General features: G+C 33.7%; 26 protein-coding genes. 14 read left to right on the forward strand and 12 right to left on the reverse strand.

Annotation, left to right across the window (positions count from 1 at the left end; genetic code table 11):
- The first annotated feature begins 482 nt into the window (after positions 1 to 482).
- Positions 483 to 608 (forward strand): hypothetical protein, encoded by a 126-nt coding sequence (locus CD128_RS11995; RefSeq protein ID WP_269458899.1) that lies wholly within the window; start codon positions 483 to 485, stop codon positions 606 to 608.
- 392 nt (positions 609 to 1,000) lie between these two features.
- Here the strand turns inward: CD128_RS11995 and CD128_RS07945 are convergent, their stop codons facing one another.
- Together CD128_RS07945 and CD128_RS07950 are read right to left on the reverse strand one after the other, a co-directional pair.
- Positions 1,001 to 2,719 (reverse strand): ABC transporter permease/substrate binding protein, encoded by a 1,719-nt coding sequence (locus CD128_RS07945; protein ID WP_103329459.1) that lies wholly within the window; start codon positions 2,717 to 2,719, stop codon positions 1,001 to 1,003.
- Positions 2,712 to 3,929 carry a quaternary amine ABC transporter ATP-binding protein gene (locus tag CD128_RS07950; protein ID WP_103329460.1) on the reverse strand — a complete coding sequence of 406 codons (1,218 nt, stop codon included), beginning with the start codon at positions 3,927 to 3,929 and terminating at the stop codon, positions 2,712 to 2,714. The genes CD128_RS07945 and CD128_RS07950 overlap by 8 nt, the downstream gene beginning before the upstream one ends.
- A 308-nt stretch (positions 3,930 to 4,237) precedes the next feature.
- On the opposite strand from CD128_RS07950, the gene CD128_RS07955 reads away from it, so the two are divergent.
- On the forward strand, positions 4,238 to 4,795 hold the full coding sequence (locus CD128_RS07955) for a GNAT family N-acetyltransferase (protein WP_103329521.1): 558 nt from the start codon (positions 4,238 to 4,240) through the stop codon (positions 4,793 to 4,795).
- Positions 4,796 to 4,931: 136 nt separating this feature from the next.
- Here the strand turns inward: CD128_RS07955 and CD128_RS07960 are convergent, their stop codons facing one another.
- Both CD128_RS07960 and CD128_RS07965 read right to left on the reverse strand, forming a co-directional pair.
- Positions 4,932 to 5,318 carry a VOC family protein gene (locus tag CD128_RS07960; RefSeq protein ID WP_103329461.1) on the reverse strand — a complete coding sequence of 129 codons (387 nt, stop codon included), beginning with the start codon at positions 5,316 to 5,318 and terminating at the stop codon, positions 4,932 to 4,934.
- A 33-nt stretch (positions 5,319 to 5,351) separates the two neighbouring features.
- Positions 5,352 to 5,825 carry a DinB family protein gene (locus CD128_RS07965; RefSeq protein ID WP_103329462.1) on the reverse strand — a complete coding sequence of 158 codons (474 nt, stop codon included), beginning with the start codon at positions 5,823 to 5,825 and terminating at the stop codon, positions 5,352 to 5,354.
- Between the two features lie 238 nt (positions 5,826 to 6,063).
- On the opposite strand from CD128_RS07965, the gene CD128_RS07970 reads away from it, so the two are divergent.
- The gene (locus CD128_RS07970) at positions 6,064 to 6,843 is read left to right on the forward strand and encodes an inositol monophosphatase family protein (RefSeq protein ID WP_103329463.1); all 780 of its coding nucleotides are present in this window, start codon (positions 6,064 to 6,066) and stop codon (positions 6,841 to 6,843) included.
- Between the two features lie 132 nt (positions 6,844 to 6,975).
- Here CD128_RS07970 and CD128_RS07975 read toward each other — a convergent pair whose 3' ends face one another.
- The 5 genes from CD128_RS07975 to CD128_RS07995 all read right to left on the reverse strand — a co-directional run bounded on the left by CD128_RS07975 (position 6,976) and on the right by CD128_RS07995 (position 14,197).
- A complete protein-coding gene (locus tag CD128_RS07975) occupies positions 6,976 to 7,719 on the reverse strand; it encodes a cyclase family protein (protein ID WP_103329464.1) in 744 nt (247 codons plus the stop codon).
- Between the two features lie 164 nt (positions 7,720 to 7,883).
- Positions 7,884 to 10,133 carry a 5-methyltetrahydropteroyltriglutamate--homocysteine S-methyltransferase gene (gene metE, locus CD128_RS07980; RefSeq protein WP_103329465.1) on the reverse strand — a complete coding sequence of 750 codons (2,250 nt, stop codon included), beginning with the start codon at positions 10,131 to 10,133 and terminating at the stop codon, positions 7,884 to 7,886.
- Positions 10,130 to 11,968, reverse strand: coding sequence for a bifunctional homocysteine S-methyltransferase/methylenetetrahydrofolate reductase (locus tag CD128_RS07985; RefSeq protein ID WP_103329466.1), 1,839 nt, complete (start codon positions 11,966 to 11,968; stop codon positions 10,130 to 10,132). The genes metE and CD128_RS07985 overlap by 4 nt, the downstream gene beginning before the upstream one ends.
- On the reverse strand, positions 11,922 to 13,097 hold the full coding sequence (gene metC / locus CD128_RS07990; RefSeq protein WP_103329467.1) for a cystathionine beta-lyase MetC: 1,176 nt from the start codon (positions 13,095 to 13,097) through the stop codon (positions 11,922 to 11,924). Before metC ends, CD128_RS07985 begins: the two co-directional genes overlap by 47 nt.
- Positions 13,094 to 14,197 carry a PLP-dependent transferase gene (locus CD128_RS07995; protein WP_103329468.1) on the reverse strand — a complete coding sequence of 368 codons (1,104 nt, stop codon included), beginning with the start codon at positions 14,195 to 14,197 and terminating at the stop codon, positions 13,094 to 13,096. The genes metC and CD128_RS07995 overlap by 4 nt, the downstream gene beginning before the upstream one ends.
- Positions 14,198 to 14,953: 756 nt before the next feature.
- Between CD128_RS07995 and CD128_RS08005 the strand changes: the two genes are divergently transcribed.
- The 4 genes from CD128_RS08005 (at position 14,954) to ychF (ending at position 18,177) form a co-directional block, all read left to right on the forward strand.
- Complete coding sequence (locus CD128_RS08005; RefSeq protein WP_103329469.1) at positions 14,954 to 15,781, forward strand: ParB/RepB/Spo0J family partition protein; 828 nt, start codon at positions 14,954 to 14,956, stop codon at positions 15,779 to 15,781.
- Positions 15,782 to 15,962: 181 nt separating this feature from the next.
- The gene (locus tag CD128_RS08010) at positions 15,963 to 16,844 is read left to right on the forward strand and encodes a mechanosensitive ion channel family protein (RefSeq protein ID WP_103329470.1); all 882 of its coding nucleotides are present in this window, start codon (positions 15,963 to 15,965) and stop codon (positions 16,842 to 16,844) included.
- A 20-nt stretch (positions 16,845 to 16,864) separates the two neighbouring features.
- Positions 16,865 to 17,068 (forward strand): DUF951 domain-containing protein, encoded by a 204-nt coding sequence (locus CD128_RS08015; protein ID WP_103298370.1) that lies wholly within the window; start codon positions 16,865 to 16,867, stop codon positions 17,066 to 17,068.
- Positions 17,069 to 17,079: 11 nt separating this feature from the next.
- Positions 17,080 to 18,177: a redox-regulated ATPase YchF gene (gene ychF, locus CD128_RS08020; RefSeq protein ID WP_103329471.1), complete on the forward strand. Its 1,098-nt coding sequence runs from the start codon at positions 17,080 to 17,082 to the stop codon at positions 18,175 to 18,177.
- Positions 18,178 to 18,293: 116 nt separating this feature from the next.
- Here ychF and CD128_RS08025 read toward each other — a convergent pair whose 3' ends face one another.
- Positions 18,294 to 18,485 (reverse strand): hypothetical protein, encoded by a 192-nt coding sequence (locus CD128_RS08025; protein WP_011276869.1) that lies wholly within the window; start codon positions 18,483 to 18,485, stop codon positions 18,294 to 18,296.
- 294 nt (positions 18,486 to 18,779) lie between these two features.
- On the opposite strand from CD128_RS08025, the gene rpsF reads away from it, so the two are divergent.
- The 3 genes from rpsF to rpsR are packed head-to-tail and all read left to right on the forward strand — an operon-like array spanning position 18,780 to position 19,900.
- The gene (gene rpsF / locus CD128_RS08030; RefSeq protein ID WP_011276867.1) at positions 18,780 to 19,076 is read left to right on the forward strand and encodes a 30S ribosomal protein S6; all 297 of its coding nucleotides are present in this window, start codon (positions 18,780 to 18,782) and stop codon (positions 19,074 to 19,076) included.
- Positions 19,077 to 19,097: 21 nt separating this feature from the next.
- Positions 19,098 to 19,610 (forward strand): single-stranded DNA-binding protein, encoded by a 513-nt coding sequence (gene ssb, locus CD128_RS08035; protein WP_103329472.1) that lies wholly within the window; start codon positions 19,098 to 19,100, stop codon positions 19,608 to 19,610.
- Between the two features lie 47 nt (positions 19,611 to 19,657).
- On the forward strand, positions 19,658 to 19,900 hold the full coding sequence (gene rpsR / locus CD128_RS08040; protein WP_002447994.1) for a 30S ribosomal protein S18: 243 nt from the start codon (positions 19,658 to 19,660) through the stop codon (positions 19,898 to 19,900).
- Positions 19,901 to 19,996: 96 nt separating this feature from the next.
- Here rpsR and CD128_RS12045 read toward each other — a convergent pair whose 3' ends face one another.
- Positions 19,997 to 20,233, reverse strand: coding sequence for a GRAM domain-containing protein (locus CD128_RS12045; RefSeq protein WP_103329473.1), 237 nt, complete (start codon positions 20,231 to 20,233; stop codon positions 19,997 to 19,999).
- A 231-nt stretch (positions 20,234 to 20,464) separates the two neighbouring features.
- On the opposite strand from CD128_RS12045, the gene CD128_RS08050 reads away from it, so the two are divergent.
- Positions 20,465 to 21,550: a hypothetical protein gene (locus CD128_RS08050; protein WP_103329474.1), complete on the forward strand. Its 1,086-nt coding sequence runs from the start codon at positions 20,465 to 20,467 to the stop codon at positions 21,548 to 21,550.
- 94 nt (positions 21,551 to 21,644) lie between these two features.
- On the opposite strand, the gene CD128_RS08055 is transcribed toward CD128_RS08050, so the two are convergent.
- Positions 21,645 to 21,902 (reverse strand): helix-turn-helix domain-containing protein, encoded by a 258-nt coding sequence (locus tag CD128_RS08055; RefSeq protein ID WP_103329475.1) that lies wholly within the window; start codon positions 21,900 to 21,902, stop codon positions 21,645 to 21,647.
- Positions 21,903 to 22,127: 225 nt separating this feature from the next.
- On the opposite strand from CD128_RS08055, the gene CD128_RS08060 reads away from it, so the two are divergent.
- The 3 genes from CD128_RS08060 (at position 22,128) to CD128_RS08070 (ending at position 23,571) form a co-directional block, all read left to right on the forward strand.
- A complete protein-coding gene (locus CD128_RS08060) occupies positions 22,128 to 22,874 on the forward strand; it encodes an amidohydrolase family protein (RefSeq protein ID WP_103329476.1) in 747 nt (248 codons plus the stop codon).
- Positions 22,875 to 22,957: 83 nt separating this feature from the next.
- Positions 22,958 to 23,200: a DUF3923 family protein gene (locus CD128_RS08065; RefSeq protein WP_103329477.1), complete on the forward strand. Its 243-nt coding sequence runs from the start codon at positions 22,958 to 22,960 to the stop codon at positions 23,198 to 23,200.
- Positions 23,201 to 23,322: 122 nt separating this feature from the next.
- The gene (locus tag CD128_RS08070; RefSeq protein ID WP_103329478.1) at positions 23,323 to 23,571 is read left to right on the forward strand and encodes a GlsB/YeaQ/YmgE family stress response membrane protein; all 249 of its coding nucleotides are present in this window, start codon (positions 23,323 to 23,325) and stop codon (positions 23,569 to 23,571) included.
- Positions 23,572 to 23,783: the final 212 nt, after the last annotated feature.

Consider the following 23,783-nt stretch of genomic DNA (forward strand, 5'->3'; position numbering starts at 1 on the left):
TTATTACAAAATCATCTGTGGTCTAATATCACTATAGATAGGTTAGATGATAAATATATATTGAAAATAAATATCAATAAAAAAGATGGGGATTTTGTATCCTAAATAATTATATCTTGTGGTAAAAATGTATAGCTTTAAGTCCAAAGAGTTTGTGCAATAATATAAAACAAGTTTTACAAGAGATTTTAGATTACTATTAAATGAAGAAACTATACAAACTAACTACCCATAAGGATAAATTATGTTAACTAACTTAAAAGGCTTAAACGTTGATTTAACAGCTGGGCTGACCCCAATTAGTAGGAATTATATAAAAACACTTTCGTTGAATTCATATTAAAATGAATCATACGGAGGTGTTTTTTCTGGTTCTACGCAAATATCGGTTGATAAATAAAAAAATTATTTAATTGTATATGTTGATATATTTATCTTTATTCTAATAATTATTATTAAAATATCAAAGGTAGGTGCTATTGTTGAAAAAAGAAAAACGTAGAGGTTTCTTTCGTGAAATGGGATTTGAAATTATTACAGAGATTATTGCTAGACTTGTGGTAGGAATGATTTACTTTTTTGTACGTGCCATTAAAAACATTAGTTAGCACACAGTTTATTTCTCTTTGTTTTTCTTCATTATAAGAATAATAGCAGGTACTGTGGACGAGCCAATAATACATAAATAAAATATTACTGTGAATAGCATAAATAATCTCCTTTATATCTGAATATTAAGGATAAATCTATTATGTATTTAATATTTATTTCTTAAATTAAGCATATAACAATAAATAGTTTATTTCAAAAAGGTTCTTCTTATCATTTTAATATTAAAAAATTCAAAATATAAGATAAAAGAGAGTATTCCTTATCGTATGATGAGAAATGTCCTTAATTTATTATAGAGATATTATTTTTTGTTCGCTTCCATTTGCCTCAACACCAAAAAAGAGATTAAACAACTTAATGTTGCTTAATCTCAAGAATATTGAAGCGTTTATTTCGTCCATTGTTTTACTTTATCACGGTTATTATCAATCCATTCTTTAGTTGCGTCTTTAGGATCTTTACCGTTTTCAATTTCAAGCATGATAGATTCCATATCATCTACAGACCACTTGAAATTATCTAATATTTTATAAGCTTCTGGCATATCTTTTTTAAGCCCTTTACGTGCCATTGTATTGATATTTTCTGATTTCCCCATAGTACCTTTAGGATCTTTTAAATATTTTAAGTCATAGCGTTGGAAGATCCAGTATGGATTCCAACCAGTAATGACAATATCTTTTTTACTTTTAATCGCACGTTTTAATTCGGCATTCATAGCGCCTGTTGAAGAATTGATTTGTTTCCATCCTTTAAGGTTTGGATATGATTTCAACGTTTTATCGGTAGCTTGAACGATGCCAGCACCTGGTTCGATACCAGTGATTTTTTTATCAGCTTGATCTTTTAAATCTTCAATAGAATCAACGTCCATATATTTTGGAACAACTAAACCAAGTTTAGCTTCACCATCGATATGTGGACCTAGATTATCTAAGTCATTTTTATATTCCTTATATTGCGCCTTATGAGTAACTGGAATCCATGCACCTGTCATCGCATCAGCTTCGCCATTAGCTACAGCTTTCCATGTGACAGGGATGTCTAAAGAAGTCATCTTAACATTATAGCCTTGTTCTTCTAATACTTGAGCAATAACATTCGTTGAGACTACTTGGTCGTCTTGTTGTGCATATGCTAACGTGATTGTTCCCTTACTAGAACCTGCATTACCTGGTAACAACAGTGTAATTATGATAGCAAGTATAGCTAAAATTGGTAAAATAGCACCAATAATTAACTTTTTCTTTTTAGATAATTTAGTTTTATTTGGACGATTCATAGCTTGTGTAAAACGATCGATAATGATAGCTAAAATAACTATACCAATACCAAATACAAAGCCATTACCTACTTCTGAACGTTGTACAGCTGCTAAAACACCTTCACCTAAACCAGGCGTACCTATCATTGAGGCAATGACTACCATAGATAGTGTTAACATGATAGTTTGGTTAATACCGGCGAAAATATTTTCTTTCGCCATGGGTAAATCTAGTTTAAATAGTCTTTGCCAAGGTGTTGAACCAAATGAATCAGAGGTTTCGACTAGTTCTTTTGAAATAGAGCGAATACCTAAATTTGTCATTCGAACAGTAGGAGGTAGGGAGAAAATGACTGACGCAAATACGCCAGGCACCATGCCTATACCAAAGAATGCAACAGCAGGTATTAAATATACAAATCCTGGCATTGTTTGCATTAAATCTAATAACGGTTTAACTATCTTTTCAACTGTGTCACTTTTAGACATAAGTATACCTAGTGGCACACCAATGATAATTGCTATAATACTTGAAATAATAACTAATGTGACTGTATTCATTAAATCGTCCCACATATCTTGATTATAAATAAACAATAATCCGATTAGAACAAATATTGGGAATCCTAATTTACGATTAAACACGAAAAATGCAATGATAACTAATAAGGCTATCATTAAAAATGGTGGGATTGCCGTTAAGATATCAGTCATAAAGTTCATGATTGAATTACCAATTGTCTGTAAGAATGAGAATAGGCCAGAAAAGTTTTTAGTTAGCCAATCTACAATATTGTCAATCCAATTAGAAAAAGGTAATTGTGAACTGAGAAAGTTAAACATTTGTTGTCACTTCCTCTCTATTATTAGAATTTGAATTTTTATTGCTCATAGCTCCTATGACACTACCACGAACAACTACACCAATAAGACGACCATTTTCGTCAGTGACGGCTAAAGGCGTAGGTGAATCATAAATGATATTAAATATATCAATGATTAACGTATCTTTATGTATTGTCTGTACGTTTGGTTCATAAATATCTTTTATTGACGCACCGTCTTCTCTTGCTTTTAACGCATTTTCAGCAGTAATGCTTCCTTTTAATTGACGCTTACTATCCACAGCTAACAGCATACTGACTTCTTCTTCTCTCATTCTTTGTAATGCGACATTTGGTCCTTCATTTTCAATATTAATAGTTAATGGAGTTTCCATTATATTTTCAGCAGTGAGTATTTTAGAACGATCCACATCTTCAGTAAACTCACTAACGAAATCATTGGCTGGATTTGTTAGAATCTCTTCACCAGTACCAATTTGTATAATCTTGCCATCACGCATTAATGCAATGCGATCTCCAATACGTAATGCTTCATTTAAATCATGTGTAATAAAGATAATTATCTTTTTCATTTTTTCTTGTAATTTTAATAAATCATTTTGCATATCTTTTCGAATAAGCGGATCCAACGCAGAGAAAGCTTCGTCCATTAACAATATATCTGAATCATTAGCAAGCGCACGCGCTAAGCCAACACGTTGTTGCATACCACCAGATAATTGATTGGGATATTGATTTTTAAATGATAAGAGACCTGTATCATCTAATGCTTGTTCCGCTCTCTTTTGTCTCTCAGCTTTATTTATCCCTCTAATTTCTAAGCCATATTCAGTATTTTCTAAGATAGTTCTTTTTGGAAAAAGACCAAAATTCTGAAAAACCATATTTACCTTGGTACGACGAATCTCTCGTAATTCCTTTTTCGACATTTTTGATATTTCATCATCGTTAATGTAAATACTACCGGATGTTGGTTCAATTAAACGATTAATCAAACGAATCAATGTTGATTTACCACTTCCTGAAAGTCCCATGATGACAAATATTTCCCCGTCATTAACATCAAAATTAACATCGTAAACACCAACGGTAGCACCTGTTTGTTCAAATATTTCTTTTTTAGATTTGCCCTCTTGAACTAACTTTAGTGCTTTTTGTTGTTTTCTCCCAAACACTTTCGTTAAGTGTCGTATTTTAACTTTGCTCAACTTAAAACACTCCCTATAAAAACTGTTTGTACATATTTGACTGTATCATAGGAAATAAAAAAGACAACTTTATTAAAAGTAAAAATAATAACTTTCACATTATTTTCATTATTTTAATTACTAAAATTTACAATTATTAGATGGTTTTAGTTGCGTTTTATTATACATTATTAATATGTATTGCTATGTTTTAAATTATGCTATAAAAACTAGCAATATTAAGCATTTACAATTTTGATAATAAAAATGCTATTATATATTTAATTTACTGAATAATTAGAAATTTTTAACTGGAGGGGATAGGGATGATGTTTGGGTATGAGGTCAATGAACATGTGAAGTTGAAAATTTTGGAAGAACGTGAAGCGGATCAATTGTTTAAGTTAGTAGATAGCAATCGTGAGTATTTAGGGGAGTTCTTGCCATTTGTAGCGTACACTACTGAGGTTGAACACAGTAAGAAGTTTATTCAGTCGGCGTTGTTACAATTTACACGTGGTGATGGATTTCATTGCGGCATATGGTATGACGATGAATTAGTAGGTGTCATCGGCTTGCATTATTTAGATTTAGTTAATAAGCGTACGTCTATCGGCTATTATTTGGCTCAGCATTTTCAGAAAAAGGGAATTATGACAGCGTGCACAAAAGTATTGATTCAATACGTATTTGAGGAGTTCGACATTAATCGGGTGGAAATTCAGATGGCAACGCGTAATCCCAAAAGTCGCGCGATACCTGAGCGATTGGGATTCACTCAAGAGGGCGTATTAAGAAGTAATGAACGTTTGCGTGGCGAGTTCTCGGACAGTTATGTGTATAGTTTATTGCGAGATGAGTACGAAGCAGTGAAAAATCAGTGGTAAGTATGCAGAAATTAATTCTTTAAATACTTATAAAGAGATTATTGTAAAATTTGCACAAAACTTTAGTGAATAAATATGTATAAAGAACGCTTAACAGTCCTTGAGTTATAATATCTGTTAAGCGTTTGAGTTTTAATTATTTATCAATAATTTGAATTAGATTACCACATGTGTCGTCAAAAATTGCCATATTATTTTTACCTACTTTAGCAGGTGCTACAGTGAATTTAACGCCTTTTTGACTTAACTTTTCATATTCTTTGTGAACATCTGAAACCCCAAACATAGTAATAGGAATACCAGCTTCAAATAAGCGAGTTTGAAAGTCTTTAGCAATCGGGTCGCCATTCGGTTCTAAAATAAGTTGTGTTTTATTAGAAGAATTAGGAGACGCTAATGCAATCCAGCGATAACCTTCACCTACAGGCTCATCTTCTTTCTTTTCAAATCCTAAAATGTCTGTATAAAATTGTAATGTTTCTTCTTGATTCTCTACAAAAATACTACTAGCAATAATTTCCATATTTATCACCTTTAGCTTTAATAATTTTAAAAATTAATGCTGATGTTGTTCTCTAAGTACACGCGTCATTTCTTCAATTTTACCTGCATGTAAAGGCACATGAATGGCATTTAATACTAGTAATTCATCTAGTGTTTTAAATCCAGCTACTGGTTGGTCTAATTCTTGTTGTAACTCTTCATCTGTTAATTTTTGAGCACGTTCAGGAAGTGTTTTTAAATCTTTTTTGATTTCTTCAATTGAAGGGACATCTTGGCCTTCCCAATCACCAGGGTTAGAGCCATAACCGAATAATTTATGATATTTTTCAACGTCTACTACATTTTGATTGCCTAATGCAAGGGCTTCTTCAAAGATAGTTAACACATGACCATATTGCCAATGTAATGTATTTGGGAAGAAGTTATCTTCATTATCTAATACTTCTTTAACGTTCCAATTATCGTACACAGATAATATATAATTCACGCCAGTTTCAATAACGTCATAAATTGTTTTATTAGTCATTTAATTTCTCCCCCTTATTAAATACGAGATAAGTAAGATATTATTGAATTACCCGTTAAAGTTTTAATTAATCTAAGAGAAAATGAGGAGAATTTACAGAGTGCGTTAAATTGTAACGGGTATGATGCAAGTGAATTGGATATATTGAAGAAACTAGATAGATTGATTAGAAGAATCTGGACTTTGGATATAAAATATAAATGATTAGGAACTAATAATTCTAAAAGGTGAGTGAAGCATGGAAGCATTACAAGATATTAATCATCGAATTGAACAGTGGATTCAAATGATTGCGTTGAAAGTAGAACAAATGCAACAAGATTTTTATGTTGAAACGAAGAAAAATGAATTGGATTTAGTGACAAATATCGATAAAGAAGTTCAAGCTGATTTCACTAAGCTCATCAATAAATATTATCCAGACCATCAATTAATGGGGGAAGAAAAAAGTAATACTGAAGTCGATATGTATAAAGGCTACGCATGGGCAATTGATCCAATTGATGGTACAACAAATCTTGTGAAACAAGGGAAAGATTATTGTTTAATCTTAAGTTTGTTTTATAATGGTGAGCCATTATTAGCGTATACTTATGATTTTTATCAACAAAAATTATACAAAGCAGTGAAGGACCAAGGGGTCACTATAAACGACCAACCGCTTCAACCTAAGACTTACCAACATCTTAAAGATGCCTTAGTTTCAATTGATCCCAAACATTCAAGTTCTGACCTTTTAAATGCGTTATTATCTAAAGCTCATGGTTTCCGTTTCATTGGCGCTGGAGGTATCGGCGCATTAAGAACAATCACAGGAGATTTTGGCGCTAGTATTGATGTAGGAGCAAATCTCTGGGATATGAGTGCACAAATACTTTATGCGAAAGAATTAGGATTAGTTGTTACAGATATAGAAGGAAATGATATTGATTTAAATCATGTAAAAGGGGCAATTATTGCACATCCTGAGATACATACGGAAATTATAGAAATCATCAAACAGTATGGTGTTAAATAAAAATCTTATAAAAAACCCTATCGCATACCAACTCGTAATGGCTTGTGCGATAGGGAATTTCAATAATAATAGGAAGGTATTGGCTTTGATCGCTCACTATCAAGCCTAAAAGTGTCATTTAAAAAATTTAATTTAAGGTTTTATTGCGAATGCGCGCACTGGGAATCCTGGTGCGTCTTTAGGTTTCGGGCTAATTGCATAAATAACTGCACCGCGTGTAGGTAATTGATCTAAATTTGTTAATAACTCCAGTTGGAAAGTATCTTGTCCAAGAATATAGCGTTCTCCGACAATATCTCCATTTTTAGCTGTATCGACAGAAGCATCTGTATCAAACGTTTCATGACCGATAGATTTTACGCCACGTTCTTCGATTAAGAATTTTAAGGCATCTAGCCCCCAACCTGGTAAATGTTGGTTACCCTCAGCATCTTTATTTTCAAATTTTTCAATATCTGGCCAGCGTTTAGACCAATCAGTACGTAAAGCTACAAACGTGCCTTCTTCAATTTTACCGTTCGCAGCTTCCCATTGTTCTAAATAATCTCTAGTCACGATGAAATCAGCATTTTCTGTTGCTTCTTTTGAAAAGTCTAAGACAATAAGAGGCAAGACTAATTCTTTTAAATCTAATTCTTCTAGATAGCGCTTATTCTCAACAAAGTGAATTGGCGCATCAATATGTGTGCCGTATTGTGTCACAATATTCCAACGTTGTACATAAAACCCGTGGTCTTTGACAGTAAATAGCGTTGACACTTCTCCTTTTTCAAATTCGCTGAAGCGGGGGATTTCGGGGTCAAAGGTATGTGTTAAATCAACCCATTCACTTTCTTTTAATGTGGATAATTGATCCCATAATGGATAATTTGACATAGTTAACACCTCCAATAATAGTAATTCATAAATATTATTTGGCAGCAGCTAACTGAACTGAATCGTCACTTTTAAGAAAGCATGATTCAGTTCTAGTCACCTATGCCGGGGCAGTACTACGAAATTACATGTAATTTCTGTACTGCTCCTTGCTCCTTACTCCCTTATGCTGGTTTGTTTTGGCTAGTTTCTTCACGTTTTTTACGTACTGTGTTGACTAACACTGTTAATGCGTCTTTCACTTCGTCTTCTTTACGTGTTTTTAAGCCGCAGTCTGGGTTAACCCAGAATAATGAACGGTCAATTTGTTGTAAAGAACGATCAATTGCAGTCGCAATTTCATCTTCAGTAGGAATACGTGGACTGTGGATGTCATAAACACCTAAGCCAATACCTAGATCATAGTTAATGTCTTCAAAGTCTTTGATTAAATCACCATGACTACGTGATGTTTCAATAGAGATAACATCTGCATCTAAATCGTGGATGGCATGGATGATTTGACCAAATTGAGAATAACACATATGCGTATGAATTTGAGTTTCATCTTGGACTGAAGATGTTGCAAGTTTGAATGAATTTACTGCATCTGCAAGATATTGTTCATGATATTCAGAACGTAATGGTAAACCTTCACGTAATGCTGGTTCATCTACTTGGATTACTTTAATACCCGCTTCTTCTAATGCTAATACTTCTTCATCAATTGCTAATGCGATTTGATCTTGAACTACTTTACGTGGAACGTCTACACGTTCGAATGACCAGTTTAAGATAGTAACAGGACCTGTTAACATACCTTTTACAGGTTTGTCAGTTAAACTTTGTGCATAAACCGTTTCTTTGACTGTTAAAGGTTCAGTCCATTTTACATCTCCATAAATAACTGGTGGTTTTACGGCACGTGAACCATAAGATTGAACCCAACCAAACTTAGTTACTAGGAAACCTTGAAGTTTTTCACCAAAGAACTCAACCATGTCGTTACGTTCGAATTCTCCGTGCACAAGTACATCTAAACCAATGTCTTCTTGGATTTTAATCCAACGTGCAATTTCACTTTCCAAGAAATTGTTATATTCTTCATCTGAAATGCGATGGTTCTTCCAGTCAGCACGATATTTACGAACTTCACGTGTTTGAGGGAATGAACCAATCGTTGTAGTTGGTAAATCCGGTAAATTTAAACGTGCATCTTGTACTTTTTTACGTTCAGGGAATGCTGATTTACGGCTTGTTGGCACGCTGTCAAAGTCATATTCTAAGTTTTTGAATGATTGACTTTGGAAACGTTCATAACGTGCTTTTAACTCGTCGTATTTTTTGCTGTCGTTATTATTGAATAAACGGCGAAGTGCGTCTAACTCGTCTAACTTTTCAGTAGCGAAACTTAAACCTTCTTCGATAGACTCATCTAATGTTTCATCATCTAATGACACAGGCACATGTAATAATGAAGATGATGGTTGAATGACGATAGTTTCAGCGTAGTGCTGTAATGATTCAATTAATTCTTTCTTACTTTCGATGTCAGCTGCCCAAACATTACGTCCGTCGATGATACCAGCGTATAACGTTTTAGATTTATCGAAGTCACCTGCTTCAATTTGTTTTAAGTTATAGCCATTATCGTGTACAAAGTCTAAACCTAAACCACCAACTGGTAATGAACTTAAGAATTTAACATTTGCACGTTCAAAGTAAGTTTGAATCACTAATTTATCTGCTAATCCCGCTTCAGCAAAATAGTTATAAGCTTCTTTCGTAATATCTTCATAGTTTGCACTTTCATCTGTCACTAAAATTGGTTCATCAACTTGAATATATTCAGCGCCAGCATCTACAAGTGATTGAAGCACTTCTTTATATAATGGAAGTAAAGTTTGTACTTTTTCTTCGAATGATTGGTTGCCACCTTTAGATAATTTCACAAAAGTAATTGGTCCAACGATGACAGGATGTGCATTAACATTAAGAGATTTCGCATAGTTAAAACGGTCTAATAATACGTTACGATTTACTTTAGGTTCGACATTGTTCCATTCTGGCACAATATAGTGATAGTTCGTATTAAACCATTTAATTAATGCACTCGCGACATGTTCTTTATTACCGCGCGCAATATCAAATAGTAAGTCATCGTTTACTTCGCGTCCTTGGAAACGTTCAGGGATAATGTTGAATAATAATGATGTATCAAGAATGTGGTCATATAATGAGAAATCACCAACTGGTACGCTATCTAAATTATAATTTTTTTGGAGTAATAAATTTTCTCGATGTAAGTCAGTTAACGTTTGATCTAATTCTGCTTTATCAATTTTTTTAGCCCAGTAGCTTTCAATTGCTTTTTTCCATTCTCTTTTTCTACCTAGTCTTGGGAATCCTAAATTTGAAGTTGTAATTGTTGTCATGATATTGCCTCCTTGTTTTGGGTAATTGCTTTAGAATACGCTGCGAGTTCTAACGAATAATCAATACGTTGGAAAGGTGTAATAATGTACAAACCATTAAAGTACTCATGAACTGTATCGATTAATTCTTTAGAAAGTCTCAAACTTAACTCTTTTGTTTTTTCTTTATCATCTTTTACTGCTTTAAATTGGTTTAATATATCTTCCGACATCTTAATACCAGGGACTTCGTTATGTAGGAAAAGTGCGTTATTATAGCTCACGATTGGCATGATACCTATAAATAGTGGAGTATTAAGGTATTTAGTCGCCTCATATACTTCTTTAATTTTCTCCTTACTATAAACAGGTTGTGTGATGAAATAACTCATGCCCGCTGCTATCTTTTTCTCTAAGCGTTTAACTGCGCCGTCTAGTTTGCGAACGTTAGGGTCAAACGCACCAGCGATGTTGAAGTTTGTATGTTTCTTCAGCGCATCACCGTCTGTATTGATACCTTGGTTAAATCGTAAAGCCAATTCTGTTAATCCTTTGGAGTTGACGTCATAAACATTTGACGCTCCAGGTAGATGACCTACTTTTGAAGGGTCACCAGTAATGGCAAGAATTTCGTTAACACCTATGAGTGATAATCCAAGCAAATGAGATTGTAAGCCGATTAAATTGCGATCACGACAGGTGATATGAACGAGCGGTTCAATATCATAGCGCTGTCGGATAATACTTGCTGCTGCAATATTGCTGACACGCACCGTGGCAAGTGAGTTATCAGCAAGTGTTACGGCATCTACTTTGGCTTCATCTAATTTTGCGATATTTTCAAAGAATAAATCAGTATCTAAATGTTTAGGTGTGTCTAATTCAACGATTACGGTAGGGCCGTTCTTAACTTTCGTCGTTAAGTTGTGTTTATACGTATGAGTAATAGCACGATTTGTTTTACGATTAATTGGAATGACGTTTTTTGAAGTTACAGGTTTTAAATCTTTAACAGATGTTTTGATGTAAGCAATGTGTTCGGGAGTTGTTCCACAACAACCACCAATTAATCGTACGCCTTCGTTAATCAATTCTTGAGCGACGTCACCGAAATATTGAGCATTGTCACTATAGCGATATTCTTTGTTCTCAATATCGAGTAGGCTAGCATTGGGATAGCATGAAAGGTACGCCTTTTCCGGTAATTCGATATGAGAGAAAGAACGTTGCATATGGTGAGGACCATGATGACAATTTAAGCCCACAACATTAGCCCCGCATTCAACTAATTGTTTTAAAGCTGTGTTAATTTCTGTACCATCGACTAAATAATTTGTATTTGAAGCGGTAAGTTGAGCGATAATTGGTATGTCATATTTACGACGTGTACTAGTAACGATGTTGGTTAATTCTTCTAAATCGTAATAAGTTTCGAAGAGTAAGCCATCTACACCTTCTTCTACAAGTGTGTCAATTTGATTTTCTGCATGATACTGTATGGTAGATAATGGTAATTCTTCTTGTTTTAATCCTCTGAAACCGCCAACTGTACCTAATATGAAAGTAGTTGGGTTAGCTGCGCGTTTTGCGATTTGTACAGCTGCTTTATGAATTTCTTTCACTTTGTGTTCTAAGCCAAAGGTTTTTAACTTTTCAAAATTAGCCCCATAAGTATTGGTTTGTATAATGTCGGCACCAGCTTCTATATAGGAACGATGGATGCGTTCAACTTTGTCAGGATGAGTAAGGTTGTAAGCTTCAGGACAAGTGTCGAGACCCTCCGAATAGAGGATGGTTCCCATTGCGCCATCAGCTACTAAAACGTTGTTCTGTAATTGGTTTAATAAGCGACTCATTGAAAGCCTCCTTTAATGCGTAGTTGATGTCTGCAATTAATTCTTGAGGTTGTTCTAGACCTACACTTAATCGGAATAAGCCGAATGTAATACCGCGTTCATTTCGAACGTGTTCAGGAACGGCAGCGTGTGACATTGTAGCAGGGTGCGAAAGAATCGTTTCTACACCGCCTAAACTTACTGAAATTAAGGGTAAAGTAAGTGCATCTACAAAAGCTTGGGCCTTTGTTTCATCTTTTAATCTGAAACCGATAACGGCGCCACCACTTTTTGCTTGAGACAAGTGGAGTGAGCTATTTCCGGGATAATATACTTCGGCAATTTCGTCTCGATTGCTTAAAAATTCAACAAGTTGTTCCGCATTTGATGTGGATTGTTTAAAACGCACTGGTAAAGTTTTTAAGTGTTTAGCTAAAGTCCAACTATCGTGTGCGGAAAGGGCAGTACCTGTACCGTTTTGAAGTAAATAAAGTGCATCTGCCACATCTTTACGATTTGTAATTGCAGCACCAGCTATAATATCGCTATGGCCTCCTAAAAACTTAGTAGCTGAATGGACAACGATGTCGGCGCCTAGAGCAAGCGGTGATTGACCTAAAGGCGTCATAAAAGTATTATCAACAGCGAGTAGTAAATCATGTTGGTGTGCAATGTTAGCAACTGCTTGAATATCGGTAATTTTAAAGCATGGGTTTGAAGGTGTTTCTACATAAATTAATTTAGTGTTCTCTTGAATAGCGTGTTCAATTTCAGTAGGGTTGGTAGCATTAACTGTAGTAAATCGAATATTAAAACGATTAAGGATTTGTTCAGTTAATCTGAACGTACCGCCGTAAACATCATCTGGAAGAATGACGTGATCTTCGGCTTTTAACGTAAGTAGTACTGCTGAAATTGCAGCTATGCCTGAGGCAAAAGCGTAAGCATATTTGCCGCCTTCAAGTTTGGCTAATTTTTCCTCAAGTAATTGACGATTAGGATTACCACTTCTTGCATAATCGAATTTAGCGTTACCACCTAGGATACTTTGGTGAAAAGTAGAAGAATCGTATAATGGTGGGTTCGCTGAATTGTAATCTATGCCTCTATGTTCATCAAAAATGACTTCTGTTTCTTTGGATAAACTCATGAAATCACTCCTACTTTAGAATTCTCTAGTGCTTGAATAATATCTGCTTCAATATCGTTATAGTCTTCAATACCAATAGATAGTCTGATTAAGTGTTCGTCGATACCACGTTTATCTTTTTCTTCATCAGGCATATCAACGTGTGTTTGTGTATAAGGGAAAGTAATGAACGTTTCAGTTCCACCTAAACTCTCAGCAAAAATACAAATTTCTAAATTTTCCAAAAATTTAGCGACGCTGTAAGCCTTATTAAGTCGTAAACTTAACATCCCTGTTTTACCGCTATAAAGTACTTCATCAATCGATTCTGACGTTTGACACCTTTCGGCTAACTTCTGTGCATTTTCTTGAGAGCGATCAATTCTTAAATGTAATGTTTTCAAACCACGTTGTAGTAAATAACTATCAAGTGGTGATAATGTTGCGCCAATCATATTATGGAATTGACCAAGTTGTTCCGCTAAAGTTTCATCTTTGACCGTAACTACGCCTGCTAATACATCATTGTGTCCACCGATATATTTTGTAGCAGAGTGAAGAACGATATCTGCGCCTTCTTCTAATGGCGTTGATAGATAAGGTGTTAAAAACGTATTGTCGATAATGGTTAATAAATTATGTTTTTTACTAAGTACGTAATATGGCTCAATATCGATTTCAATCATTTGTGGGTTTGAAATAGGTTCGATGAAAAGTGCTTTAGTATTAGGCGTAATATGTGTCGTGACTTCTTCATAATTTAAAAAATCTACATAAATGAATTTAATACCGTATTGCTTTTCATAAAAATCAAATAGTCTAAATGTGCCACCGTATAAATCAAAAGCTACTAAAATTTCATCGCCTGGCTTAAACAAGTTACAGACTAACTGGATAGCAGCCATACCACTTGATGTAGCAAAGGATGCAAGCCCGCCTTCTAACTTGGCAAATGATTCTTCAAATGCTGATCGTGTAGGGTTCTTTGTTCTCGTATAATCGTATCCTGTTGATTGTCCAAGATGAGGATGTTGATATGCAGTAGACAAATAGATTGGATTAGCAATTGCACCAGTCGTATCTTTAGTTAAGGAAATTTGCGCTAATTGAGTATCTTTCATGTCAAACCCTCCTAATTTATTCTCAATAAAAAAAGCTTCCGTCCTTTAAACCCGATATGTATCGGATGTAAAGGACGAAAGCTTGTTTCGCGGTACCACCTTTGTTTATTACTTTATTGCTAAAGTAACCTCAAACAGTACGCCAAATTTGACTTAATCCGTACTGAACAAGGGACCACCTTATTATCGTTATTTATAGTTAATAACTTCTAATAAAAAACTCATTTAGCTTATATAAGTAAATGAGTATTAACGATAATTTAGCGACGTCTAATATTCCAGTACGCCATTAAACAAAAATGTTAATACTGTATCGCTATAACGGGCGAACCCGTTGATACCTCATATTGGCATCAACACTCAAAGGCCATTTTCAAACTTTCTTTCTATGCCTCTTCTCAGCTTACGAGACTCTCTGTATCAGCAGTGTAAGTTTTACTTTCCTTATTACCGTGTGTAATTTGTGTTTTTTTAAGTTAATTCATAGCTTACAGACCCAAATTACATTTGTCAATAATTTTTCTGAAAATTTAGATTAAATAGTTATTTCGGAAAGCGTTTAATACATTGATATGATTGAGTTACAGCTTTTAAAAAAATTTTTTATAACTTTCGACGAATAAGTTGATCAGCTCTTGTGAAAATTATGAAATATTTTTTAAAATTAAAGTGAAAAAAGAGGCATAACATCAGATACTATATTATGATTTAAAATATTAAATTTTTTAATGCATAAAAGAGAGGAGGCAAAATATTGTGGAATATGAACACGACGAACGACTAACGTTAAATCAAAATGAGCAAGTACAAAAAGTAGCTATTTCAGAGATAAAAGCTAATCCTTATCAACCCCGTAAAACATTTGATGAAGATAGATTACAAGATTTAGCTGATTCTATTCGCACGCATGGCATCTTGCAACCAATCGTTTTACGCAAAACGATTCAAGGTTACTATATTGTAGTGGGAGAAAGACGATTTAGAGCTTCGCAAATAGCTGGATTAGACGAGGTACCTGCTATTGTAAAAGAGTTGTCAGATTCTGACATGATGGAGCTAGCCATTATTGAAAATTTACAACGTGAAGATTTAAATGCGATTGAAGAAGCTGAAAGTTATAAGCGGTTGATGGATGATTTAGGTATTACGCAACAAAAAGTCGCAGAAAGACTGGGTAAATCACGGCCGTATATTGCTAATATGTTGAGACTGTTAAATTTACCAACAGAAGTTTCTAAGTTAGTGAAAAATGGGAAATTATCAGGAGCTCACGGCCGTACTTTATTAGGTGTAAAAGATACTACGACTATGAATAAATTAGCAAAACAAGCTATTCGAGAAGCATGGAGTGTAAGATATTTAGAAAATATTGTCGCAGAATTACAAGACGGTAAGGAGTCTAAAAATAGCGCGAAATCAGCTCATTTGAAACCGAAATTTATTCAAAAGCAAGAACGTCTTTTAAAAGAAAAATTTGGTACAAAAGTAGATATTTCTACTAGTAAAAATATCGGTAAAATTACGTTTGAATTTAAATCCGAAGAAGAGTTTAAAGACTTAATAAGAAAATTTAATAACGAATAATTTGAAGTTACTATTGAGGCTAAGTAATTTGTTTATAAATTGAGATATATGTTACTTTTAGCCTTTCTATGAGAGAAATTACTAATGAATAAAGCTAAAGACCGATATATTATCTAGTGAAAACACTGTATAATTATTTAATTATGATGAAAAATCTAAATTCAAGGGAGGAAAGTTTTGAATGAATCAGGTTAAAAATGTGCTATCTTCACTATTTGAACCTTTAACTAAACCAGAAACATATGAAAACTTAGGAATTAAACTTATTTTAATTCTTATTTATATTCTAGTAGCCATAATAGTGATTGCTATATTGAATAAAGTTATTGAACAAGCATTTAAACTTCAAAATAAAAGTAGTAAAGGAAATAAGAAGCGTTCTAGAACACTAGTGTCACTTGTTCAAAATGTAGTAAAATATATCGTATGGTTCATCGTTATTACAACAATTTTAAGCAAATTTGGCATTAGCGTAGAAGGTGTTATTGCCAGTGCTGGTGTTGTAGGTTTAGCAGTTGGTTTTGGTGCTCAAACGATTGTAAAGGATATCATTACTGGTTTCTTTATTATTTTCGAAAATCAATTTGATGTAGGCGACTACGTTAAAATTAATAGCGGTGGTACGACTGTAGCTGAAGGTACGGTTAAATCAATTGGTTTAAGATCGACGCGTATTAATACGATTAGTGGTGAATTAACGATTCTGCCGAATGGTAGTATGGGAGAGATTACTAACTTCTCTATTACAAATGGTTTCGCTATTGTGAAAATTCCAGTTTCTGTAGAGGAAAACTTAGATAAAGTTGAAAAACGATTAAATAAATTATTTACTGCAATGCGTAGTAAATATTATCTTTTCATTACAGATCCTGTAGTGGAAGGTATCGATTCGATTGATGAAACGAAAGTAGTATTTAGAATTTCTGCAGAAACGATTCCTGGTGAAGGTGCCTCAGGTTCAAGAATTTTACGTAAAGAAATTCAAAGAGTTTTCGTACAAGAAGGTATTAAATTACCACAACCAATCTATGTGAAAAGTATGGATGCACAAGATAAAGCTTAATTATCGTTGGGGGCAATTTCATGACGTCAAATTATGGAATAAATGATATAGTAGAAATGAAAAAACAACATGCATGTGGAACAAACCGATTTAAAATTATTCGTATGGGTGCAGATATTCGTATTAAATGCGAAAACTGTCAAAGAAGTATTATGATTCCACGTCAGACGTTTAATAAAAAATTAAAAAAAATATTAGTATCTCATCAAGATACAGAAAGTTAGGAGAATGATTAATGGCTTTAACAGCAGGTATCGTAGGGTTACCGAACGTTGGTAAATCTACTCTATTTAATGCAATAACTAAGGCAGGCGCATTAGCTGCGAACTATCCTTTCGCAACAATTGATCCAAACGTAGGTATTGTTGAAGTACCAGATACGCGTTTAAATAAATTAACTGAAATGGTAGAACCAAAGAAAACAATTCCGACTACTTTTGAATTCACTGACATTGCAGGTATTGTTAAAGGTGCTTCTAAAGGTGAAGGTTTAGGTAATAAATTCTTATCACATATCCGTGAAGTAGATGCCATTTGCCAAGTTGTTCGTGCATTTGATGATGAAAATGTTACACACGTATCAGGACGTGTTGATCCTTTAGACGATATTGAAGTTATCAATATGGAATTAGTATTAGCTGATTTAGAATCAGTAGAAAAACGTTTACCTAGAATTGAAAAAATGGCACGTCAAAAGGACAAAACTGCTGAAATGGAATTACGCATTTTATCTAGAATTAAAGAAGCGCTAGAAAATGGTAACCCTGTTCGTAGTTTAGAGTTTAATAACGAAGATCAAAAATATGTTAATCAAGCTCAATTATTAACATCTAAAAAAATGCTTTATATAGCTAACGTTGGCGAAGATGAAATTGGTAATGAAGATAATGATAAAGTGAAAGTGATTCGTGAGTATGCTGCGAAAGAGGCTTCAGAAGTTATCGTTATTAGTGCGAAGATTGAAGAAGAAATCGCTACTTTAGATGATGAAGATAAAGAAATGTTCTTAGAAGATTTAGGCATTGAAGAACCAGGTTTAGATAGACTAATCAGAACAACTTATGAATTGTTAGGATTATCAACTTACTTTACTGCTGGTGTACAAGAAGTTCGTGCTTGGACATTTAGACAAGGTATGACAGCACCACAATGTGCAGGTATTATTCATACTGACTTCGAGCGTGGTTTCATCCGTGCTGAGGTAACAAGTTATGATGACTATGTTGCAAATGGCGGGGAACAAGGTGCTAAAGAAGCAGGTAAGCAACGTTTAGAAGGTAAAGAATATATTATGCAAGATGGCGACATTGTTCACTTCAGATTCAACGTTTAGAATTACAATTCGCAATAAATCTTTTAAATTTATAAAATAAAGCAATGTAAGTTTCGTGTGGCTTAGAGTGACAGGGAACTTACATTGCTTTTTTATATGATTTATTTCGTTGTATCTTAAAAGAACGGTATAACTTTACTTGCTTCAATAATGTCTTTGGTGCTAAAAAACTGTTTACCTTCTCCAGTGTAGGCAGGTTCGAGTATCATATTGGCTTTTGCGCAATATAACCATTCTGGATTGATACCGCAATTTAAGACTTCTTGAAATTCTTGGAAATCTTTGTTCCAATCTAAATCTAATTGCATGTTTTACACCTCACCATTATTATAGAACATTTGTTCTGTTTTGAGAAGTACTTTTACATCTTTTTTTGTGCAATTTATTGTTTTGACTGTGTTTATTGATATTAAGAAGGAACACATGAGCATTATTGCATGTTTGGGACTGCCTTTTCAAAAAAGAAAAATGAGAGAGTGAATATTTATTGTAAAAAGTAATGCTCTATGCTATAATTCTTGATTGTGAGTAATGAAAATTATTCCTTGCTTGTCGACAGGAGTCGATAGGCCGCATAGACCACAAGGAGGTGCAAGTATAAAATGAGAACATATGAAATTATGTATGTCGTACGTCCAAACATTGAAGAGGATGCTAAAAAAGCTGTTGTTGAACGCTTTAACGGTATCTTAGCTTCAGAAGGATCAGAAGTTTTAGAAGAAAAAGACTGGGGTAAACGCCGTCTTGCTTATGAAATTGAAGATTTCAAAGAAGGTTTCTACAACATCGTACGCATTAAAACTGATAACAACAGAGCCACAGACGAATTCCAACGTTTAGCTAAAATCAGTGACGATATCATCCGTTATATCGTTATCCGTGAAGACCAAGATAAGTAATAATTTAATGGGGGCGTTTTAATGATAAACAGAGTTGTATTAGTAGGTCGTTTAACTAAAGATCCAGAATACAGAACCACTCCCTCAGGCGTAAGTGTAGCGACATTTACTCTAGCAGTTAATCGTACTTTCACGAATGCTCAAGGGGAACGCGAAGCTGACTTTATTAATGTTGTTGTGTTTAGAAGACAAGCAGAGAACGTGAATAATTATTTATTCAAAGGTAGTTTAGCTGGCGTTGATGGTCGCATACAATCACGCAGTTATGAAAATCAAGAAGGTCGTCGTATCTTTGTTACTGAAGTTGTAGCTGATAGTGTTCAATTCCTTGAACCTAAAAATGCTCAAGGTGGCCAACGTAATCAAAGTAGTAACAATGATTTCCAAGACTACGGTCAAGGATTTGGTGGTCAACAATCAGGACAAAATACGTCTTACAATAATAATCAATCATCAAATAATAAACAATCTGATAATCCTTTTGCAAATGCAAATGGACCGATTGATATTAGTGATGATGACTTACCATTCTAATAATAAAATGAACGTATAAAAACTATTTCAAAAGGAGGTAATTAACCATGGCAGGTGGACCAAGAAGAGGCGGTCGTCGTCGTAAAAAAGTTTGCTACTTCACAGCAAATGGTATTACACACATCGACTATAAAGATACTGAATTATTAAAACGTTTTATCTCAGAACGCGGTAAAATTTTACCACGTCGTGTAACTGGTACTTCAGCTAAATATCAACGTATGTTGACTACAGCTATCAAACGTGCTCGTCATATGGCTTTATTACCATATGTTAAAGACGAAAACTAATATATAAGTATTGGTTAAACCCCGTAGGCTTAAGGCTTACGGGGTTATTTTTGTGCTTTGAAATTTGAGGAAGGGCTATAGTGTAAGATTGCTAATTTAATTTTTGTTCTGAGTCAGATGGTTGTATATTTTATTATAGTTATTATCTTGAAAGTATTTAAATATATACCAATCGTTATTGTAGAATATGCCTAATGATTTTATAAAGATGCCATTTTTTAGTTGAACTTTTTTAATATCTTCAAGCGGAATTTTTATATTAATTGCACTGTTAGTTAAACTGAATGATTCAAAAGTTAAATGATGCTCGGTTAAAGTAAGACTACCCGGCACACTAACTCGTCATTAAATGAAAGTTTTTAAACTACAATTTGTGGTTATTTGCATTGTGTAAGTCTCCTTTTCAAAAAATAAACTATCTGTATTAATATTAAAATAATAAATGTAGTTAAAAATTACAATGTAAATTATTTTTAAAGTTAGTAATAAGTTGTGCGATATTGTTAATAAAATGAATATTAAATGTTATGATTTAAGTAGATATACATAAGGAGTTTTTAAATTATGAAGGGAAAATATTTATTAGCAGGTTTAACGGCGTCAACATTTCTATTGGGAGCATGTAGTCTAAATATCGGTTTACCAGGCGGAGACGACGAAAATTCTAACAATGAAAAGCAAGAGCAAAAGAAAGATAACGATTCAGGCAAAAAATCGAATGACCCTAAAAAATCTGGCGATGAATCTAGTAATAAAGAACATTCATCAGCAAATAATGATGCGCAAAACGATAGCAACAATTCAGATGGACAGACTGAAGCTGGCGGCGAAGCCATGACTGATTCAGAACAATCTCAAGACCAAGATAGTACTAATGACGATAGCTCAGACGGTAACGATAACTCTAACAATAATGACGAAACTAACTCAGATAATCAAGCTCAAGATGATACATCTGAAAATGATGAAGAGGCAACAGATGAGGAAGACTCAAATAACCAAGATCAAGGTAGCAATATAAGTTCTACAGATGCTGAAGATATTGTATATGATTGGTACAAAAAACAAGGTTATGGCGCTAGGTTAAGAAGTGAGTTCAAATATAATCCTGACCAAAGTACAAGTGACCAATATCATATCGATTATGCTGCTAGTGATGCTTATGGTAGAGGAATGCCATATGTAGCTATGGTTGATAAAAAAACTGGTGAAATAGTTGATAACTATAATAATATGACTGATGAACAAAAAGCTAACTTCAAAAAAGCAAATGAATCACTACTCCAACAAAGTAATAAACAGAAAAACCAACAATCTGAAGAAGAAAACAGCCAACAAGATAGTAATGAGGACCAACAAAATAGTGACGATGATCAACAACAAGCTGACAAAGGTCAAACTATAGCGAATAGTAAAGAAGCACAAGACAATGTTGAAAACACTCCTGCTCAGAATGCTGCAGGTAGTCAAGGTAATGAAGCACAACAAGACCAAAGCCAACAACAAGATACAGATAGTGGCAATCAAGATCAGGCGCAACAACAAACAGACCAACAGCAAGCTTCAGACCAACAACAAGGTCAAAATCAAGCACAACAAGCTTCAGATCAACAACAAGACAATAGCGATAACAATACTGAAGGGGAATAATCGACCCCTACACGGAGGAAATTCCGAAAAAATTATATCTAACTACACACAAAAATCCGGCTTCTATACCGAAGTCGGATTTAATTATTTTAATTTATAAACGAATATCTATATCATCAATATGTTGTTGATATTCTTTATATTTGCTTTCCACTAACATTTGATAAGGTGTATTAAAGAAGTCTGCGAGAATCATCGCATCTTTAAAATTAGGTTCATGTTGATGATTTTCCCATTCCCATAATTGATGTGGTTCATAATGTGTACCATATTTTTTATTTAATAACTCTGTTAATTCATTAATTTCAAGATTTCGTTTTGTTCTTAAGTTAAAAAGTGTATGTGAACTCATGATACATAACCTCCCTGTAAATGCTAAGCTTGTAAAATATAAGATAATCTTATTTTTTTCCCTGTTAAATTACCTTTCTAACAAACTTATTAAGTCTTTTATGATAATAAACCCAAGTTATTTTACTATACTATTCCTCTTCATGAATTTTATCAAGTCTTTTAAGTCATAATTCATAATTATGTTATTTTTAATTTACAATCTATAAACAAAGGGGTTAGCGTTATGAGAATATTTGATGCACATTTTCATATTATTGATTTTAATTTTCCGATTAAAGAGAATAATGGTTACATGCCACCTTCCTTCGCTACACATGACTACTTAAACCGTACTAAAGATTTAGGCATAATAGGCGGAGCAATCGTTTCAGGTTCATTCCAAGGTTTTGATCAAGATTATTTAGCAGATGCGCTTAATAAATTAGATGGCAAATTCGTAGGGACCACTCAGCTACCTATGACTACAAGCGATGAAGAAATTCGTCGATTAAATGCTTTGGGGATTAAAGGAATTAGATTCAATGTTAAACGTGGAGGTTCAGAAGATATTTCGAAACTTAAAGAATTCTCACAACGCGTTTATGATTTAGTAGGTTGGCACACTGAAATTTATATTGAGTCGAAGAAATTAACTGACTATAAAGACATTATTCTTCAATTACCGCAAGTATCTATTGATCACCTAGGTTTAACTGAAGAGGGGTTTGAAGATTTGAAAGACTTAGTTAGACATGGCGTTTACGTTAAAGCAACGGGCTTCGGTCGTATTGAAGTCGATCCTGTTTTAGCTATTCAAGAGTTAATTAATATTAATCCCAAAGCTATCATGTTTGGTACTGATTTGCCTTCCACACGTGCTAATCGTCCATTCAATGAAGGAGATATCCAATTAATTCAGAATAATTTTAATCAAGACATTCAAGACAGAATATTTTATAAGAATGCATTAGAATTTTATAGATTTTCATAATAATGTACTTTTATGATTTTTATTTTTGGAAAAGGGAATAGACTAATACTTAAATGTTAAAAAATCTATTTGGAGGTAAGGAAATGAAACTCTCATGGATTTTATGGTGGGTTGTTTCTGCATTTTGGATCATCTTATTCATTGGCAGTTCAGTTATGATTTGGACACGACGTACAGATGCAGCGGGTATTTTTCAAACACCAGAATTAAGAGCAGTATCTATTATTATTTTAGCAGTAGCATTTTTGCTTCCAATTATTATACAAATTGTATGGTTAGTGATTAATCTAGTTATGTCCCATAACGAAAAAATTCAGAAGTATTAAAATTGAATTTAAGTATATTTCTTAAAAAAAGTTAATTATTTTTTAATAAATACGTTTAAAAAGCATTAATGGTGGTATAAGTAAGAAGTAAATAAAACAAAAAGATAAGGAGAGTTCTGATTATGAGCTTTATTATTATGATAATCGTCGGCGGATTAATCGGATGGGTTGCCGGTATGATCATGGGTAAAGACATCCCAGGTGGTATCATTGGTAACATCATCGCTGGTTTAATCGGTTCAGCAATTGGTAGTAGAATCTTCGGTATGTGGGGTCCTGTATGGGGCGGCGTACCAATCTTCCCAGCATTATTAGGTGCAATTATTCTTATTTTCATCGTAAGTTTAATCTTCCGTGTTCTAAAAAAATAATAATATTTGAATTATCAAAGAGGGCTATGTTAAGTAGGCTCTCTTTTTTATATGGAGAATTAAATAGTAAAAAAGGGCATAAAAAGAGGGTGACGTCGGGTTAAGGCGTCACCCAGGAGTATTATGTTCATGAATATAAAAGACTTTGTAGTTTTTAACTACATGTTAATAGTATCATGTAATGCAATGGTATGACAATCATAAACTATTAA

The sequence above is a fragment of the Staphylococcus croceilyticus genome, assembly GCF_002902575.1.
GTDB lineage: Bacteria > Bacillota > Bacilli > Staphylococcales > Staphylococcaceae > Staphylococcus > Staphylococcus croceilyticus.

Bases quoted from the DNA above. Each gene is read 5' to 3' on its own strand.
- CD128_RS08065 (WP_103329477.1), top strand. From the start codon at position 22,958: ATGAAACTCTCATGGATTTTATGGTGGGTTGTTTCTGCATTTTGGATC.
- CD128_RS08050 (WP_103329474.1), top strand. From the start codon at position 20,465: ATGAAGGGAAAATATTTATTAGCAGGTTTAACGGCGTCAACATTTCTA.
- rpsR (WP_002447994.1), top strand. From the start codon at position 19,658: ATGGCAGGTGGACCAAGAAGAGGCGGTCGTCGTCGTAAAAAAGTTTGC.
- rpsF (WP_011276867.1), top strand. From the start codon at position 18,780: ATGAGAACATATGAAATTATGTATGTCGTACGTCCAAACATTGAAGAG.
- CD128_RS07965 (WP_103329462.1), bottom strand. From the start codon at position 5,825: ATGACTAATAAAACAATTTATGACGTTATTGAAACTGGCGTGAATTAT.
- metC (WP_103329467.1), bottom strand. From the start codon at position 13,097: ATGAGTTTATCCAAAGAAACAGAAGTCATTTTTGATGAACATAGAGGC.
- CD128_RS08055 (WP_103329475.1), bottom strand. From the start codon at position 21,902: ATGAGTTCACATACACTTTTTAACTTAAGAACAAAACGAAATCTTGAA.
- CD128_RS07995 (WP_103329468.1), bottom strand. From the start codon at position 14,197: ATGAAAGATACTCAATTAGCGCAAATTTCCTTAACTAAAGATACGACT.
- CD128_RS07970 (WP_103329463.1), top strand. From the start codon at position 6,064: ATGGAAGCATTACAAGATATTAATCATCGAATTGAACAGTGGATTCAA.
- CD128_RS08025 (WP_011276869.1), bottom strand. From the start codon at position 18,485: ATGCAATTAGATTTAGATTGGAACAAAGATTTCCAAGAATTTCAAGAA.
- ssb (WP_103329472.1), top strand. From the start codon at position 19,098: ATGATAAACAGAGTTGTATTAGTAGGTCGTTTAACTAAAGATCCAGAA.
- CD128_RS08015 (WP_103298370.1), top strand. From the start codon at position 16,865: ATGACGTCAAATTATGGAATAAATGATATAGTAGAAATGAAAAAACAA.
- ychF (WP_103329471.1), top strand. From the start codon at position 17,080: ATGGCTTTAACAGCAGGTATCGTAGGGTTACCGAACGTTGGTAAATCT.
- metE (WP_103329465.1), bottom strand. From the start codon at position 10,133: ATGACAACAATTACAACTTCAAATTTAGGATTCCCAAGACTAGGTAGA.
- CD128_RS07960 (WP_103329461.1), bottom strand. From the start codon at position 5,318: ATGGAAATTATTGCTAGTAGTATTTTTGTAGAGAATCAAGAAGAAACA.
- CD128_RS07955 (WP_103329521.1), top strand. From the start codon at position 4,238: ATGTTTGGGTATGAGGTCAATGAACATGTGAAGTTGAAAATTTTGGAA.
- CD128_RS08070 (WP_103329478.1), top strand. From the start codon at position 23,323: ATGAGCTTTATTATTATGATAATCGTCGGCGGATTAATCGGATGGGTT.
- CD128_RS08060 (WP_103329476.1), top strand. From the start codon at position 22,128: ATGAGAATATTTGATGCACATTTTCATATTATTGATTTTAATTTTCCG.
- CD128_RS07985 (WP_103329466.1), bottom strand. From the start codon at position 11,968: ATGAGTCGCTTATTAAACCAATTACAGAACAACGTTTTAGTAGCTGAT.
- CD128_RS07975 (WP_103329464.1), bottom strand. From the start codon at position 7,719: ATGTCAAATTATCCATTATGGGATCAATTATCCACATTAAAAGAAAGT.
- CD128_RS07945 (WP_103329459.1), bottom strand. From the start codon at position 2,719: ATGTTTAACTTTCTCAGTTCACAATTACCTTTTTCTAATTGGATTGAC.
- CD128_RS08010 (WP_103329470.1), top strand. From the start codon at position 15,963: ATGAATCAGGTTAAAAATGTGCTATCTTCACTATTTGAACCTTTAACT.